The organism is Rhizobium sp. BK591 (genome assembly GCF_014195045.1).
Lineage (GTDB): Bacteria > Pseudomonadota > Alphaproteobacteria > Rhizobiales > Rhizobiaceae > Rhizobium > Rhizobium anhuiense.
In genome coordinates this window covers 315,400-330,402 of record NZ_JACIAZ010000004.1, presented here as the reverse complement: position 1 = coordinate 330,402, position 15,003 = coordinate 315,400, and the positions used below count along the sequence as shown (strand labels likewise).

The 15,003-nt window shown below is 62.7% G+C and carries 15 protein-coding genes; 14 read left to right on the top strand and 1 reads right to left on the bottom strand.

Annotated features, from left to right (window positions below; all coding sequences use genetic code 11):
• Window positions 1-58: 58 nt before the first annotated feature.
• A complete protein-coding gene (locus FHX10_RS19770) occupies window positions 59-2,965 on the top strand; it encodes a [protein-PII] uridylyltransferase (protein ID WP_028755479.1) in 2,907 nt (968 codons plus the stop codon).
• 16 nt (window positions 2,966-2,981) lie between these two features.
• The gene (gene murJ / locus FHX10_RS19765) at window positions 2,982-4,562 is read left to right on the top strand and encodes a murein biosynthesis integral membrane protein MurJ (protein ID WP_028755480.1); all 1,581 of its coding nucleotides are present in this window, start codon (window positions 2,982-2,984) and stop codon (window positions 4,560-4,562) included.
• Window positions 4,563-4,672: 110 nt separating this feature from the next.
• Here murJ and FHX10_RS19760 read toward each other — a convergent pair whose 3' ends face one another.
• Window positions 4,673-5,101 carry a YcbK family protein gene (locus FHX10_RS19760; RefSeq protein WP_049810846.1) on the bottom strand — a complete coding sequence of 143 codons (429 nt, stop codon included), beginning with the start codon at window positions 5,099-5,101 and terminating at the stop codon, window positions 4,673-4,675.
• 186 nt (window positions 5,102-5,287) lie between these two features.
• Here FHX10_RS19760 and FHX10_RS19755 point away from each other — a divergent pair, with 186 nt between their 5' ends.
• The 12 genes from FHX10_RS19755 to FHX10_RS19700 all read left to right on the top strand — a co-directional run bounded on the left by FHX10_RS19755 (window position 5,288) and on the right by FHX10_RS19700 (window position 14,955).
• Window positions 5,288-5,686, top strand: a complete 399-nt coding sequence (locus FHX10_RS19755) for a VOC family protein (protein WP_028755482.1) — start codon at window positions 5,288-5,290, stop codon at window positions 5,684-5,686.
• 162 nt (window positions 5,687-5,848) lie between these two features.
• Window positions 5,849-6,913, top strand: a complete 1,065-nt coding sequence (gene trpS, locus FHX10_RS19750) for a tryptophan--tRNA ligase (RefSeq protein WP_028755483.1) — start codon at window positions 5,849-5,851, stop codon at window positions 6,911-6,913.
• 108 nt (window positions 6,914-7,021) lie between these two features.
• Window positions 7,022-7,513: a universal stress protein gene (locus tag FHX10_RS19745; protein ID WP_028755484.1), complete on the top strand. Its 492-nt coding sequence runs from the start codon at window positions 7,022-7,024 to the stop codon at window positions 7,511-7,513.
• Between the two features lie 106 nt (window positions 7,514-7,619).
• On the top strand, window positions 7,620-8,186 hold the full coding sequence (locus tag FHX10_RS19740; RefSeq protein WP_028755485.1) for a NifU family protein: 567 nt from the start codon (window positions 7,620-7,622) through the stop codon (window positions 8,184-8,186).
• 89 nt (window positions 8,187-8,275) lie between these two features.
• Window positions 8,276-8,938: a tRNA (adenosine(37)-N6)-threonylcarbamoyltransferase complex dimerization subunit type 1 TsaB gene (tsaB, locus tag FHX10_RS19735; protein ID WP_063474773.1), complete on the top strand. Its 663-nt coding sequence runs from the start codon at window positions 8,276-8,278 to the stop codon at window positions 8,936-8,938.
• On the top strand, window positions 8,935-9,435 hold the full coding sequence (locus FHX10_RS19730) for a GNAT family N-acetyltransferase (protein ID WP_174824480.1): 501 nt from the start codon (window positions 8,935-8,937) through the stop codon (window positions 9,433-9,435). Before tsaB ends, FHX10_RS19730 begins: the two co-directional genes overlap by 4 nt.
• Window positions 9,436-9,517: 82 nt before the next feature.
• Complete coding sequence (locus tag FHX10_RS19725; RefSeq protein WP_007633774.1) at window positions 9,518-9,946, top strand: Fur family transcriptional regulator; 429 nt, start codon at window positions 9,518-9,520, stop codon at window positions 9,944-9,946.
• A 27-nt stretch (window positions 9,947-9,973) separates the two neighbouring features.
• Window positions 9,974-10,771: a lysophospholipid acyltransferase family protein gene (locus FHX10_RS19720; protein WP_047617195.1), complete on the top strand. Its 798-nt coding sequence runs from the start codon at window positions 9,974-9,976 to the stop codon at window positions 10,769-10,771.
• A 49-nt stretch (window positions 10,772-10,820) separates the two neighbouring features.
• A complete protein-coding gene (gene miaB, locus FHX10_RS19715; RefSeq protein ID WP_063474774.1) occupies window positions 10,821-12,227 on the top strand; it encodes a tRNA (N6-isopentenyl adenosine(37)-C2)-methylthiotransferase MiaB in 1,407 nt (468 codons plus the stop codon).
• 18 nt (window positions 12,228-12,245) lie between these two features.
• Window positions 12,246-13,298, top strand: coding sequence for a PhoH family protein (locus FHX10_RS19710; RefSeq protein ID WP_028757284.1), 1,053 nt, complete (start codon window positions 12,246-12,248; stop codon window positions 13,296-13,298).
• Window positions 13,298-13,813 (top strand): rRNA maturation RNase YbeY, encoded by a 516-nt coding sequence (gene ybeY / locus FHX10_RS19705; RefSeq protein WP_028757285.1) that lies wholly within the window; start codon window positions 13,298-13,300, stop codon window positions 13,811-13,813. Before FHX10_RS19710 ends, ybeY begins: the two co-directional genes overlap by 1 nt.
• A complete protein-coding gene (locus tag FHX10_RS19700; protein WP_047617198.1) occupies window positions 13,810-14,955 on the top strand; it encodes a hemolysin family protein in 1,146 nt (381 codons plus the stop codon). The genes ybeY and FHX10_RS19700 overlap by 4 nt, the downstream gene beginning before the upstream one ends.
• Window positions 14,956-15,003 lie beyond the last annotated feature (48 nt).

Below are 15,003 nucleotides of genomic sequence, written 5' to 3'. Positions count from 1 at the left end.
TAAAGGTTCTTGCAGTATGAAAGCCCGTGTCAATCGCCGGGCAAAGGGGCTATAGCGCATGCAGACGAAACAAGCGGCAGACCGTGAACCGGCAGTCCGGCATGAACAGGAAACCGCCCCGGCGACAGCGATGCGCGACCTCGATTTCTCCAATATCCTCGATGTCGAATTGCTGCAGAAGCAGTGCGACGCCGTTGCCGAGGCCAACAGCAACCGGCCCGACCTCCTGCGCGCCGATCTTCTGGCGGTGCTGAAAAAGGCGAGCGCGGAAGGCCGGCAGAAGGCGCGCGCCGCCCTCTTGGCCGACGGCGGTGGGCTCAATTGCGCCTACCGGATTTCCTGGCTGCAAGACCAGATCATCACCGTCCTCTACAATTTTGCCACCGCCCATATCTTTCCGCGGCAGAAGGACAAGTTCGCGGTCACCGCCGTTGGCGGCTATGGCCGCGACACGCTGGCGCCGGGTTCGGATATCGACCTGCTCTTCCTCTTCCTGCCGAGACCGGCCGAAGAGACGCACAAGGCGGTCGAATTCATGCTCTACGTGCTCTGGGACATGGGCTTCAAGGTCGGCCACGCCACCCGCACGGTGGAGGAATGCATCGCGCTTTCTAAATCCGACATGACGATCCGCACCGCTATCCTCGAGATGCGCTATATCTGCGGCCTGCAGCGGCTGGAAACCGAACTCGAGACCCGCTTCGACAAGGAGATCGTCACCGGCACCGGCCCGGAATTCATCGCCGCCAAGCTTGCCGAGCGCGACGAGCGCCACCGCAAGGCCGGGGACACACGTTATCTCGTCGAACCGAATGTCAAGGAAGGCAAGGGCGGGCTTCGCGACCTGCACACGCTGTTCTGGATCTCGAAATATTATTATCACGTGCGCGACCAGGCGGAGCTGGTCAAGCTCGGCGTGCTGTCCAAACACGAATACCGTCTGCTCGAGAAAGCCGACGATTTTCTCTGGGCGGTGCGTTGCCATATGCACTTCCTGACCGGCAAGGCCGAGGAGCGCCTGTCCTTCGACATCCAGCGCGAGATCGCCGAAGCCTTCGGCTATCACACCCGCCCGGGCCTTTCGGCCGTCGAGCGCTTCATGAAGCACTATTTCCTGGTCGCCAAGGATGTCGGCGATCTCACGCGCATCCTCTGCGCCGCGCTCGAAGACCAGCAGGCGAAGACGATCCCCGGCCTGACCGGCGTCATCAGCCGCTTCACCCATCGCAACCGCAAGATCGCCGGCAGCGTCGAATTCGTCGAAGACCGCGGCCGCATTGCGCTCGCCGATCCGGAAGTCTTCAAGCGCGATCCGGTCAACATCATCCGGCTCTTCCACGTCGCCGACATCAACGGGCTGGAATTCCATCCGGACGCGCTGAAACGCGTCACCCGGTCGCTTGCCCTGATCGATAATAGCCTGCGGGAAAACGACGAGGCGAACCGCCTGTTCATGTCGATCCTGACGTCGAAGCGCGATCCGGCGCTCATCCTGCGCCGCATGAACGAGGCCGGCGTGCTCGGCCGCTTCATCCCCGAATTCGGCAAGATCGTCGCGATGATGCAGTTCAACATGTATCACCACTATACGGTCGATGAACATCTGATCCGCACCGTCGACATTCTCTCCGAGATCGACAAGGGGCGCGCCGAGGAGCTGCATCCGCTTGCCAACAAGCTGATCTCGGGCATCGAGGACCGCGAGGCGCTTTATCTCGCCGTTCTTCTCCACGACATCGCCAAGGGCCGCCAGGAGGATCATTCGATCGCCGGCGCCCGCGTCGCCCGCAAACTCTGCGCCCGCTTCGCCCTGTCGCAGAAGCAGACCGAAATCGTCGTCTGGCTGATCGAGGAACATCTGACGATGTCGATGGTGGCGCAGACCCGCGACCTCACCGACCGCAAGACGATCACCGATTTCGCCGACCGGGTGCAGTCGCTCGAGCGGCTGAAGATGCTGTTGATCCTGACGATCTGCGATATCCGCGCCGTCGGTCCGGGCGTCTGGAACGGCTGGAAGGGCCAGCTGCTGCGCACCCTCTATTATGAAACTGAATTGCTGCTCGCCGGCGGCTTTTCCGAGGTTTCCCGCAAGGAGCGGGCCAATGCCGCCGCCGAGGCGCTGCATGCGGCCCTTGCCGACTGGAGCCAGAAGGACCGCAACACCTATACGAAGCTGCACTACCAGCCCTATCTGCTCTCCGTGCCGCTGGAAGACCAGATTCGCCACGCGAATTTCATCCGTCAGGCCGACAAAGCGGGCCAGGCGCTCGCCACCACGGTGCGGACCGACAGTTTCCATGCGATCACCGAGATCACCGTGCTGTCGCCCGACCATCCGCGGCTGCTCGCCGTCATCGCGGGCGCCTGTGCCGCGGCCGGCGCCAACATCGTCGACGCGCAGATCTTCACGACATCGGACGGGCGGGCGCTCGACACCATCCATGTCAGCCGCGAATTTCCCGACGATGCCGACGAGCTGCGCCGGGCCGCGACGATCGGCCGGATGATCGAGGATGTGCTTTCCGGCCGCAAGCGGCTGCCCGAGGTCATCGCCACGCGCACGCGCAACCGCAAGAAAAGCAAGGCCTTCGTCATTCCGCCGTCGGTCAACATCACCAACAGCCTGTCGAACAAGTTCACGGTCATCGAGGTCGAATGCCTCGACCGGCCGGGATTGCTGTCGGAAATCACCGCCGTGCTCTCCGATCTGTCGCTCGACATCCAGTCGGCCCGCATCACCACCTTCGGCGAGAAGGTGATCGACACCTTCTACGTCACCGATCTGGTCGGCCAGAAAATCTCCGGCGACAGCAAGCGCGCCAACATCACCGCCCGGATGAAGGCGGTCATGGCCGAGGAGGAAGACGAGCTGCGCGAGCGCATGCCTTCCGGCATCATCGCGCCGGCCGCCACCGCCCGGACCCCGACTTCCGCCGAAAAGAAAGCCGGTTCCCCCATATGAGCATGAGCCCCAACGCATGAGCCTCGTCAAGAAATTCGCGACCGTCGGCGGCGCCACCCTCGGCAGCCGCATCTTCGGCTTCGCCCGTGAAACGCTGATGGCGGCGGCGCTGGGCACCGGACCGATGGCCGACGTCTTCTACGCCGCCTTCCGCTTTCCGAACCTCTTCCGCCGGCTGTTTGCCGAGGGCGCTTTCAACGCCGCCTTCGTGCCGCTCTTTGCCAAGGAGATCGAGGCGAACGGCACGGAGGGCGCCAAGCGCTTTTCGGAAGAAGTCTTCGGCGTGTTGTTTTCGGTGCTGCTGCTCATCACCATCGTGATGGAGCTTGCCATGCCGCTCTTGGTGCGCTTCGTCATCGCGCCGGGTTTTGCCGACGATCCCGACAAATTCTCGATCACCATCCGCATGGCGGCGGTGATGTTTCCCTATCTGATGTGCATGTCGCTGACGGCGATGATGAGCGGCATGCTGAATTCACTGCATCATTTCTTCGCCGCCGCCATCGCGCCGGTTTTCCTCAACGTGGTGATGATCGGGGCGCTGTTTTATGCGCTCTATACCGGCGCCGATCCGCTGGCGACGGCCTGGTATCTCTCCTGGGGCGTTCTTGCCGCCGGCGTGCTGCAGCTCGCCGTCGTCTATGTCGGCGTGCTTGCGGCCGGCATGAGCATCGGCTTCCGCTTCCCGAAGATGACGCCCAACGTCAAGCGGCTGCTGATCCTGGCGGTGCCGGCCGCGGTGACCGGCGGCATCACCCAGATCAACCAGCTGATCGGCCAGGCGATCGCCTCCTCGCGCGACGGCGCCATCGCAGCGCTGCAATATGCCGACCGCATCTACCAGCTGCCGCTCGGCGTCGTCGGTGTGGCCGTCGGCGTCGTGCTTCTGCCGGAGCTTGCCCGGGCGCTGAAGGGCGGCAATTTGCGCGAGGCTGGAAACCTGCAGAACCGCTCGATCGAATTCGTGCTGTTCCTGACGATTCCCGCCGCCTTCGCGCTCTGGATCCTCTCCGACGAGATCATCCGCGTGCTCTATGAGCGCGGCGCCTTCCATCAGGAAAACACCGCCGTCGTCGGCGCGATCCTGGCGATTTACGGCATCGGCCTGCCGGCCTTCGTGCTGATCAAGGCGCTGCAGCCGGGGTTTTATGCCCGCGAGGACACCAAGACGCCGATGCGCTTTTCGGCCATCGCAGTCGCCACCAACTGCGCCACGGCGCTGACCCTCTTCCCCTATATGGGCGCGCCCGGCATCGCCGTTGCCGAAGCCACCGCCGGCTGGATCAGCACCGTGCTGCTGTTCACCACGCTGTTGCGCCGCGGCCATCTGACATGGGAATGGGCGCTGGCAAAACGCGCCGCCCTGTTGGTCGTCGCCGCAGCCGTCATGGGGGCGGCCATCGTCTTCCTCAAGCAATATTGGGCGCCGTGGCTCGCCTCCGGCGCGCCGCTTCTCACCAAGATCGGCGCCCTCGGACTGCTGATTGCGATCGCCATGCTGGTCTATTTCGCCGCCGCCTTCCTGATCGGCGGGGCGGATCTCGGCATGATAAGGCGCAATCTGAACCGCAAGCCGGCCCCGGCAGAAGACGCGTAATCGCGCTGTAGCGCATCGGCCCGAAAATCGGAATCGATTTTCGGAAAGCGCGATGCGAAGATTGAAAGTGTTAGAGCGTCCTTTGTGCGTCCGAAAGGACGCACGGCGCTCTAGCAGTCGACCCAGCGCCTTTGCGGTCCGACGTCGACATGGACGATGCCATTGCAATAGGTGCCGATGCCGCCGATGCCGGGCGCACTTCTTGCCGCCGCGATGATGGTGCGTTCCGAGAGACCGGGCATCCTGATATCGGCCGCCAGGCATTTCCCATGTAGGGAGCCATGGCGGCGGGGATGCGGTCTGTGGCCAGAGGTTATTACCGGGCGTCGCCCGGTCTTTGCGGCAATATGCGACAGGATCGCCCGCAGCCGTTCGGGAAAGCAGCCGGCCCGGACGCTGACGGTCTGCACGGTGTAGGCGGTGCGCGCCTCATGTTGGGGAAGATGGACGGCGTGCCTTTTGATCTCTTGACCGACAGCACCCGTTGCTGATTGTAGGGCGAAAAGGCCTGCCATGGCGAGCAAAGTTGCGTTCTGCATGGTCGCTCCGATCGGCTATCCGGCGACCCCAACGGCACCGGCATCAGGCGGAGGATTTTCAGTTCAAAAAAAGCTTTTCTGTGAAATTTTATACTCAATTGTGAGTAAATAGCTTGATCAATTCGGCTTAAAATAACGGATATTTCCGATCCAAAATGGAATAAACGTCTCAATCGGGAGATAGACATGACGATCCAGTCGCTTTTCCTCGTCACCCTCGTGGTCGACGACTACGACCGCGCCAAGACCTTTTATTGCGATGCCCTCGGCTTCGACTGCCTGCAGGATGAGCGACAGCCAGAGGGCAAACGTTGGGTGGTGGTGAAGCCCAAGGGCGAAGACGGAGCGGCGTTTCTGCTGGCGCAGGCGGCAAATGCGGCGCAGCGGGCGGCAATCGGCAATCAAACGGGCGGGCGTGTCGGCTTCTTTCTGAAGACCGACGATTTCATGCGCGACCATGCCGCGATGCTGGCCGCCGGCGTGCGTTTTCTGGAGGCGCCGCGCCATGAGCTCTACGGCACGGTCGCGGTCTTTGCGGATCCCTACGGCAACACCTTCGATCTGATCCAGCATCACGCGGCCTGAACCCCTTGATTGCGACCGGGCGGCCGTGCATAAGCCGCGGCGTTAGCAACATGGGTGAAAACCCTGCCGCATAACGCAGCAATTTGAACTGTTACAGCGTCCTTTGCGCGCCTGAAAAGACGCGCGGCGCTGTGGGCCCTCCACCAGCCTATTGAGGACGACATGAGCGAATTCAAGAAACTCGTATTCTCCGGCGTGCAGCCGACCGGCAATCTGCATCTCGGCAATTATCTCGGCGCGATCCGCCGGTTCGTGGCGCTGCAGGAAGGCAATGACTGCATCTATTGCGTCGTCGACATGCATGCGCTCACCGCCCAGCTCGTGCATGAGGACATGCCGAGCCAGACGCGCTCGATCGCCGCCGCCTTCATCGCCGCCGGCATCGATCCGGAAAAACATATCGTCTTCAACCAGTCGGCCGTGCCGCAGCATGCCGAACTCGCCTGGATCTTCAACTGCGTCGCCCGCATCGGCTGGATGAACCGCATGACGCAGTTCAAGGATAAGGCCGGCAAGGACCGCGAGCAGGCCTCGCTCGGGCTTTACGCCTATCCGAGCCTGATGGCGGCCGACATTCTCGTCTATCGCGCCACCCATGTGCCAGTCGGTGAGGACCAGAAGCAGCATCTGGAGCTTGCCCGCGACATCGCGATGAAGTTCAACCTCGATTATGCCGAGCATATCGGCAGGACCGACTACGGCATCGACATCACCGTCGGCAACGAGCCGGTGCACGCCTATTTCCCGATGGTCGAGCCGCTGATCGGCGGACCGGCGCCGCGGGTCATGTCGCTGCGCGACGGCACCAAGAAAATGTCGAAATCCGATCCTTCCGACCTGTCGCGCATCAACCTGATGGACGACGAGGACGCGATCTCGAAGAAGATCCGCAAGGCAAAGACCGATCCGGACGGTTTGCCGAGCGAGGTCGACGGGCTGCAGGGCCGTCCGGAAGCCGACAATCTGGTGGCGATCTATGCCGCACTTGCCGACAAGTCGAAGGCGGATGTGCTGGCCGAATTCGGCGGCCAGCAATTCTCCGTCTTCAAGCCGGCGCTGGTCGACCTCGCCATCCAGGTGCTGGCGCCGATCACCGGCGAAATGCGCCGGCTGATGGACGACACCAGCCATATCGACGCGATCCTGCGCCAGGGCGGCGAGCGCGCCAGGGCACGCGCCGAGGTGACGATGCGCCAGGTGCGCGACGTCATCGGCTTCCTCTACTGAGATAGATCTCCTCTTCTCCCCGCCGCGGGAGAAGAGGATTTTGTTCTCGGACATCAGGGCAAAAACTGGGCTTGCAAATTTCCCGCTTCGGGTGTCAGAGTCCGCGCCATGGTATCGAAACGACTCTCACGGCTCGAAGGTCATCGCCGCAAATTCATGGCGGTGATCGACGGTACACCCGAATGCCAACGCGCCGTTCATTATGCCGGCCGGCGCGCGAAGAATTCCAATGGCGGGCTGGTGCTGCTCTACGTCATCCCCGACGGGGATTTCCAGCAATGGCTTGGAGTCGAGGAGATCATGCGGGCGGAAGCGCGCGAGGAGGCCGAGGCGGTCGTTGCCAAGATCGCCCAGATCGTGCGCGAAACGATCGGTATCGAGCCCGAGATCGTCATCCGCGAGGGCAGTGCGGCCGAACAGATCAATACCGTGATCGAGGAAGACCGCGACGTGGCGATCCTGGTCCTGGCCGCCGGTTCGGCCAAGGAAGGCCCGGGGCCGCTGGTCTCGTCGGTCGCCGGCCGCGCCGCCGCCTTTCCGATCCCGGTCACCGTGCTGCCGGATACGCTGACCAACGAGGAAATCGACGCCCTCTGCTAGCTTTTCTTGAGTACAAGTCTCTTGATTAGCTCAGGCAATGGGCTTATCTTCTTTTGAAGAATTCTAAAGACGGCGGAGCCGACGGGCCGTCCGCATGGAGAACCAGATGTTCATTCAGACCGAAGCCACGCCGAACCCCGCCACGCAGAAGTTCCTGCCGGGCAAGGTGGTGATGGAAAACGGCACGGCCGAGTTCCGCAGCGCGCAAGAAGCTGAAGCGTCGCCGCTCGCCGCCCGCCTGTTCGAAATCCCCGGCGTCACCGGCGTCTATTTCGGCTATGATTTCATATCCGTCTCCAAGGACAATGCCGAATGGCAGCATCTTAAGCCGGCTATATTGGGCTCGATCATGGAGCACTTCATGTCCGGCAAGCCGGTTATGGGCGATGCCTCCATCCTCTCCGAAGACGCCGATGCCGGCGACGAATTCTTCGACGAAGGCGATGAATCGATCGTGCTGACCATCAAGGAGCTTCTGGAGACCCGCGTGCGCCCGGCCGTTGCCCAGGACGGCGGCGACATCACCTTCCGCGGCTTCAAGGACGGCAAGGTCTATTTGAACATGAAGGGTTCTTGCGCCGGCTGCCCATCCTCGACGGCAACGCTGAAGCACGGCGTGCAGAACCTGCTGCGCCATTTCGTTCCGGAAGTGCAGGAAGTGATTGCCGCTTAAAAATCTTGAATTCGTCCCTGTCGTTCATCTCAGGTTCGGCCAGGCGAATTTATCGATAGGCGACACTGGTTTATTCGGAAATTGATGGCATGATCATTCTGGCGCTCGACACGGCAGGTGTAGATTGCGCTGCCGGCGTCTACGACAGCGGCAGGAATACGATGCTGGGGGAGGCATCGGACATGATCGGCAAGGGGCATGCTGAACATCTGATTGGTATCGTCGATCGCGCGCTGGATCAGGCGGGACTTGCCCTTTCTGATATCGACCGGCTTGCCGTCACCATCGGTCCCGGCTCCTTTACCGGTATCCGCGTCGGTGTTGCCGCAGCCCGCGGTTTTGCGCTTTCCCTCAATGTGCCGGCCGTCGGCGTTACCACGCTCGAAGTCATGGCCGCTGCCCAGCGCGACAAGACGCCTGATCGCGCGGTGCTCGCGGCAATGGACGCCAAGCGGGACGAAATCTATCTCCAATCCTTTGCAGCCGACGGTTCTCCGCTCGACGCCCCCCGGGCGGTCAGCATTGGGGAGGCCCAGGCTTTTGCCGCCGGCTTCGACGGCGAGATCACCGGTTCGGCAACACCGCTGCTGAAGGCGGATGCCGGCGGCGATCACGCCAACCGATTCCCGATCTCCGTGGTGGCGCGCCTCGGTGCTGCCGCCTCCCCCGATTCCGGAAAGCCGAAGCCCCTTTATCTGCGCGGACCCGATGCCAAGCCGCAGGCCGGGTATGCGATTGCCCGACGAGTATGACGATGCTGGAAGCCTATCTGACGCTGAAACCGGAATTCGAAATCATCGCCATGGAGCGCGAGGATTGCCGCGATGTCGCCATCCTGCACGGCGAGCGCTTCGCCCGGCCCTGGGGCGACGGTGAATTTCACGGCCTGCTGATGCAGGACACCGTGTTCGGCTTCGTCGCGCGCCAGACCAACGCCATCCTGAAAAAGCCGCTTCCGGGGTTCATTCTTGCCCGCCATGTCGCCGGCGAGGCGGAGATCCTGACGATCGCCGTGCAGGCGAAGGTCGCCCGCGCCGGGCTTGGCTGGCGGCTGATGCAGGCGGCGATGCGCGAGGCGCGCGCCCGCGGCGGCGAGAGCATGTTTCTCGAGGTCGACAACGGCAATACCGCAGCGCTTGGCCTCTACCGCAAGCTCGGCTTCGAAAAAGTCGGCGAGCGCCAAGGTTACTACAAGCAGGAAAACGGCGCCCTCTCCACGGCGCTTGTCATGAAGCGCGTTCTTCGGTAGTTCCCTGTCAGCGAGATGACATGCAGGCCGGCGCGAACGCCGTGCGGCGTTGTCGAAACACGAATTTCTTTAAAGGCGGGCCATGTCTGATGTAGCCAAGACCCTTGAGGAGCTTTGCACCGAACGCGGCATGCGCATGACCGAGCAGCGCCGCGTGATCGCGCGCATCCTGGAAGACTCGGAAGACCATCCCGACGTCGAAGAACTCTACCGCCGCTCGGTGAAGGTCGATGCGAAGATCTCGATCTCGACCGTCTACCGCACCGTGAAACTGTTCGAGGACGCGGGCATCATCGCCCGCCACGATTTCCGCGACGGGCGCTCGCGCTACGAAACGGTGCCGGAAGAACATCACGACCACCTGATCGACCTGAAGACCGGCACGGTGATCGAATTCCGTTCGCCCGAGATCGAGGCGCTGCAGGAGCGTATTGCCCGCGAGCATGGGTTCCGGCTGGTCGACCATCGTCTGGAGCTCTACGGCGTTCCGTTGAAGAAGGAAGACCTCTGAAGCAATGGCAGCCCGGGAGACCAGCATTTGATCGCCTGGCTGCGCATCGCCTTGGCCGCTGTCGTCATTCTCGCGGCCAGCATCGTGCTGATGCCGCTGCAGCTGCTGGCGCTCTATTTCGACTGGCGGCTGCGCCGCAGGCTCCCGCGCATCTGGCACCGCATCGTCTGCTATTGCCTCGGCATCCGCGTCCGCGTGACCGGCAGGCTGGAAGACCGCCGGCCGCTGATGCTCTGTTCCAACCATTCGTCCTGGATGGATATCATGGTGATGTCGGCCGTTGCCGACGTCGCCTTCATCGCCAAGATCGAGGTGCGCGACTGGCCGATCTTCGGCACGCTCGCCAAGCTGCAGAAGAGCGTCTTCGTCGTGCGCGAGGAGAGGCGCAAGACCGGTCACCAGGCAAACGAGATCGCCGGGCGCATGGCCGACGGCGAGATCGTCGTGCTCTTCCCCGAGGGCACGACCTCGGACGGCAACCGGCTGCTGGAGGTCAAGTCTTCGCTGTTCGGCGCCGCCGCGATGGCCGTGCCCTATTCGCCAACGGGAACCGTCGTGGTGCAGCCGGTGGCGGTTGCCTATACCCGCGTGCACGGTATCGCCATGGGCCGCTATCACAGGCCGCTCGCCGCCTGGCCGGGTGATATCGAACTCCTGCCGCATCTCCTCGATATCGTCCGATGCGGCGCCATCGACGCCGAGGTTTCCTTCGGCGAGGCGGTGGATTACCGCACCGAGACCAATCGCAAGGAGGTGAGCGCGACGATCGCCTTGCGCATCCGCAACCTCCTGAACAGCCGCCTGCGCGGGAGGGAAATCTCCTGAAACAAGATTTCGATTTTCTCGGGCGGCAAAAACCACTAAATAGCGCGCCATGACACAGGACAGCGCCCTTCTCCAGGCCCCGGAGGCAATCCCCGACGGCAGCAACAGCCGCAAGGTCTTCATCAAGACCTATGGCTGCCAGATGAACGTCTACGATTCGACGCGCATGAGCGATGCGCTCGCCCGTGACGGCTATGAGCCGACCGAAGACATGGAAGAGGCGGACCTCGTTCTGCTCAACACCTGTCACATCAGAGAGAAGGCGGCCGAGAAGGTCTATTCGGCGCTCGGGCGGCTGCGCGAGATGAAAAAGAAGAAGGCGGCGGATGGCCGGGAGATGATGATCGGCGTTGCCGGCTGCGTCGCCCAGGCCGAAGGCGAGGAGATCCTGCGCCGGGCGCCTGCCGTCGACGTCGTCATCGGCCCGCAGACCTATCACCGCCTGCCGGAGGCGCTGCGCCGGGCCAAGCAGGGTCAACGCGTCGTCGATACGGAATATGCGATCGAGGACAAGTTCGAGCATCTGCCGATCGCAGAGAGCCGAAAAATCCGCGCCCGCGGCGTCACCGCTTTCCTGACGGTGCAAGAGGGCTGCGACAAGTTCTGCACGTTCTGCGTCGTGCCCTATACGCGCGGCTCGGAAGTGTCGCGGCCGGTTTCCCAGATCGTCGAGGAAGCTGAAAAGCTCGTCGAGGGCGGGGTGCGCGAGATCACCCTGCTCGGGCAGAACGTCAATGCCTGGCACGGCGCCGGGCCGGGTGGCGAGGCGTGGAGCCTCGGCGACCTGCTCTACCGCCTTGCCGAGATCCCCGGCCTGGCGCGGCTGCGCTATACCACCAGCCATCCACGCGACATGGACGACCGGCTGATCGACGCCCATCGCGACTTGAGAGCGCTGATGCCCTATCTGCACCTGCCGGTGCAATCGGGGTCGGACCGTATCTTGAAAGCGATGAACCGACGCCACACGGCGGCCGAATATCTGACGCTGATCGAGCGCATCCGCACGGTGCGGCCCGACATCGCCCTGTCTGGCGATTTCATCACCGGCTTTCCGGGGGAGACAGACAAGGATTTTGAGGATACACTCAGGCTTGTGGAGGAGGTTCGTTATGCACAGGCCTTCTCGTTCAAATACTCGACACGGCCGGGCACTCCCGGCGCGGAACTGAAGGACCAGGTGCCGGAAGAGATCAAGGCAGAACGGCTGGAACGCCTGCAAACGCTTCTCCTGAAGCAGCAGCAGGAATTTGCCGAATCCTGCATCGGCAAAGAGATCGACCTGTTGCTCGAAAAGCCCGGTCGCATGCCGGAACAACTGATCGGACGTTCTCCCTGGCTTCAATCCGTGAATGTTGATGCAAAAGCATCGCAAATCGGTGACATTATTAAAGTGCGAATCACCGGAACCGGAACGAACAGCCTGTTTGCCGAACGCGCAGAGGCTGCGGTTTAACCCAAGGAGCCCGACCGCTTGAACGGACAAGAATTGGTTTCTTCTTCACCGCGCCACCCCCGCACGCCGAGCGATACCAATCACTTCGTCCTGACGTTCGAGAACAACCGCTTCGCTAGCGAGCTCTTCGGTCAATTCGACCAGAACCTCAAGCTGCTCGAGGAACGGCTCAATATCGATGCGCGGGCGCGGGGCAATTCGGTCGTCATCACAGGCGATATCGTGACCACCAACCAGGCGCGGCGCACGCTCGACTATCTCTATGAAAAGCTTCAGAAAGGCGGCAGCGTGGAAAGATCCGATGTCGAGGGCGCAATCCGCATGGCGGTCGCCGCCGACGATCAGCTCAGCCTGCCCACAATGGAGCGCAAGGCAAAGCTGACGATGGCACAGGTTTCCACCCGCAAGAAAACGATCATCGCCCGCACCCCGACCCAGGACGCCTATATCAGGGCGCTGGAGCGTGCCGAGCTGGTCTTCGGCGTCGGCCCGGCCGGCACCGGCAAGACCTATCTCGCCGTCGCCCATGCCGCCCAGCTCCTGGAGCGCGGGGCGGTCGAAAAGATCATCCTGTCGCGTCCGGCGGTCGAAGCCGGCGAGCGCCTCGGCTTCCTGCCCGGCGACATGAAAGAAAAGGTCGATCCCTATCTTCGCCCGCTCTATGATGCGCTCTATGACATGATCCCGGCCGACAAGGTCGATCGGGCGATCACCGCCGGCGTCATCGAAATCGCGCCGCTCGCTTTCATGCGCGGCCGGACGCTGGCCAACGCCGCCATCATCCTCGACGAAGCGCAGAACACGACATCGATGCAGATGAAGATGTTCCTGACGCGTCTCGGCGAAAATGCGCGCATGATCGTCACCGGCGACCCGAGCCAGATCGACCTGCCGCGCGGTGTCAAATCCGGCCTCGTCGAGGCGCTGCAGCTTCTGAACGGCGTCGAGGGCATCTCGATCGTGCGCTTCAAGGATACCGATGTCGTGCGCCATCCGCTGGTCGGGCGCATCGTCAGGGCCTATGATTCCACCTATGCCGTCGAAGCCGAAGACGTCAGCCGGCAGGACTGATGGCCGAACTCGACATCCAGATCAGCGTCGAGGATATCGGCTGGCCCGGCGAGGAGACGCTGCTGTCGTTTTGCGAACGCGTGCTCAGCGCCGCGGCAATCTATCTCCGCGACAGCGAGAAGCAGCCCTTCCCCAAGATGCCGCCCGAGGTTTCGCTCGTCTTTACCGACGATGCCTCGATCCAGGACATCAACGCCGAATGGCGCGGCAAGGACAAGGCGACCAATGTGCTGTCGTTTCCGGCCTTTCCGGTGCAGCCCGGCAAAATGCCCGGTCCGATGCTCGGCGACATCATCATCGCCCGGGAGACGGTGGAGCGGGAAGCCCACGAGCTCGAAAAGAGTTTCGACGACCACCTGACCCATCTTCTGGTGCACGGTTTCTTGCATCTTCTCGGCTACGACCATATGAATAGTGCTGAAGCCGAAATTATGGAGGGGCTGGAGACTCGCATTTTGGCGCAGCTCGGCCTATCTGATCCCTACGAGGGTCAAGACCTTAAAATGGAACCATGAGCGACTTTACGACGAAGCCGGCGGCAGACGCCAAGGACTCCGAGCCATCCTCCTCTTCGGACGAGGCGGGCAGTAGTAGTCGGCCATCCGGCCGATCCCAATCCTTCTGGTCGCGCGCCGCGCGCATCCTTCGCCCGCAGCAGGGCTCGCGACTGCGCGAGGATCTCGCCGACGCGCTGATGACCGATGCGGCCGGCGACGACGCCTTTTCGCCCGACGAACGGGCGATGCTGCACAATATCCTGCGCTTCCGCGAGGTGCGCGTCGCCGACGTGATGGTGCCGCGCGCCGATATCGAGGCGGTCGACCAGAACATCACCATCGGCGAATTGATGATCCTGTTCGAGGAATCCGGCCGCTCGCGCATGCCCGTCTATGCCGATACGCTCGACGATCCGCGCGGCATGGTGCATATCCGCGACCTGCTCTCCTATGTCGCCAAGCAGGCGCGCAACAAGCGCCGCGGCCCGGCGAAACCGGCCGCTGGCGTACCGGCGATCGAGGTTGCGCCTGAGAACATCCAGAAGCCCACGCGTTCGGCCAAGCCAAATTTCGATCTCGCCCGCGTCGACCTGCAGAAGACGCTGGCCGAGGCCGGCATCATCCGCAAGATCCTGTTCGTGCCGCCGTCGATGCTGGCGTCCGACCTGTTGCGCCGCATGCAGGTGAACCGCACCCAGATGGCGCTGGTCATCGACGAATATGGCGGCACCGACGGGCTCGCCTCGCACGAGGACATCGTCGAAATGGTGGTCGGCGACATCGACGACGAACATGACGACGAAGAGGTGATGTTCAAGCGCGTCGCCGAAGACGTCTTCATCGCCGATGCTCGTGTCGAACTGGAAGAGATCGCCGAAGCGATCGGGCCGGATTTCGACATCAGCGAGCAGGTCGACGAGGTCGATACGCTGGGCGGGCTGATCTTCTCGGCGCTCGGCCGCATCCCGGTGCGCGGCGAGGTCGTCCAGGCATTGCCCGGCTTCGAATTCCATATTCTCGACGCCGATCCGCGCCGCATCAAGCGGCTGCGTATCACCCGCAAGCGCCATGCGATGCGCCGCCGCGCCAAGGCGGATGGCGACTCCACTCCCGGCTCCGAGACCGGCGACGACCGGCCGGCGGAATCGGCTGCCAACTAGCGCTTCGGCCCGAAAATTGGAATCGATTTTCGGAAAGCACGATGCGTG

What these genes read in the sequence shown, in the direction of transcription:
- FHX10_RS19770 (WP_028755479.1), top strand. Translation starts at nt 59, where the DNA reads ATGCAGACGAAACAAGCGGCAGACCGTGAACCGGCAGTCCGGCATGAA.
- murJ (WP_028755480.1), top strand. Translation starts at nt 2,982, where the DNA reads ATGAGCCTCGTCAAGAAATTCGCGACCGTCGGCGGCGCCACCCTCGGC.
- FHX10_RS19760 (WP_049810846.1), bottom strand. Translation starts at nt 5,101, where the DNA reads ATGCAGAACGCAACTTTGCTCGCCATGGCAGGCCTTTTCGCCCTACAA.
- FHX10_RS19755 (WP_028755482.1), top strand. Translation starts at nt 5,288, where the DNA reads ATGACGATCCAGTCGCTTTTCCTCGTCACCCTCGTGGTCGACGACTAC.
- trpS (WP_028755483.1), top strand. Translation starts at nt 5,849, where the DNA reads ATGAGCGAATTCAAGAAACTCGTATTCTCCGGCGTGCAGCCGACCGGC.
- FHX10_RS19745 (WP_028755484.1), top strand. Translation starts at nt 7,022, where the DNA reads ATGGTATCGAAACGACTCTCACGGCTCGAAGGTCATCGCCGCAAATTC.
- FHX10_RS19740 (WP_028755485.1), top strand. Translation starts at nt 7,620, where the DNA reads ATGTTCATTCAGACCGAAGCCACGCCGAACCCCGCCACGCAGAAGTTC.
- tsaB (WP_063474773.1), top strand. Translation starts at nt 8,276, where the DNA reads ATGATCATTCTGGCGCTCGACACGGCAGGTGTAGATTGCGCTGCCGGC.
- FHX10_RS19730 (WP_174824480.1), top strand. Translation starts at nt 8,935, where the DNA reads ATGACGATGCTGGAAGCCTATCTGACGCTGAAACCGGAATTCGAAATC.
- FHX10_RS19725 (WP_007633774.1), top strand. Translation starts at nt 9,518, where the DNA reads ATGTCTGATGTAGCCAAGACCCTTGAGGAGCTTTGCACCGAACGCGGC.
- miaB (WP_063474774.1), top strand. Translation starts at nt 10,821, where the DNA reads ATGACACAGGACAGCGCCCTTCTCCAGGCCCCGGAGGCAATCCCCGAC.
- ybeY (WP_028757285.1), top strand. Translation starts at nt 13,298, where the DNA reads ATGGCCGAACTCGACATCCAGATCAGCGTCGAGGATATCGGCTGGCCC.
- FHX10_RS19700 (WP_047617198.1), top strand. Translation starts at nt 13,810, where the DNA reads ATGAGCGACTTTACGACGAAGCCGGCGGCAGACGCCAAGGACTCCGAG.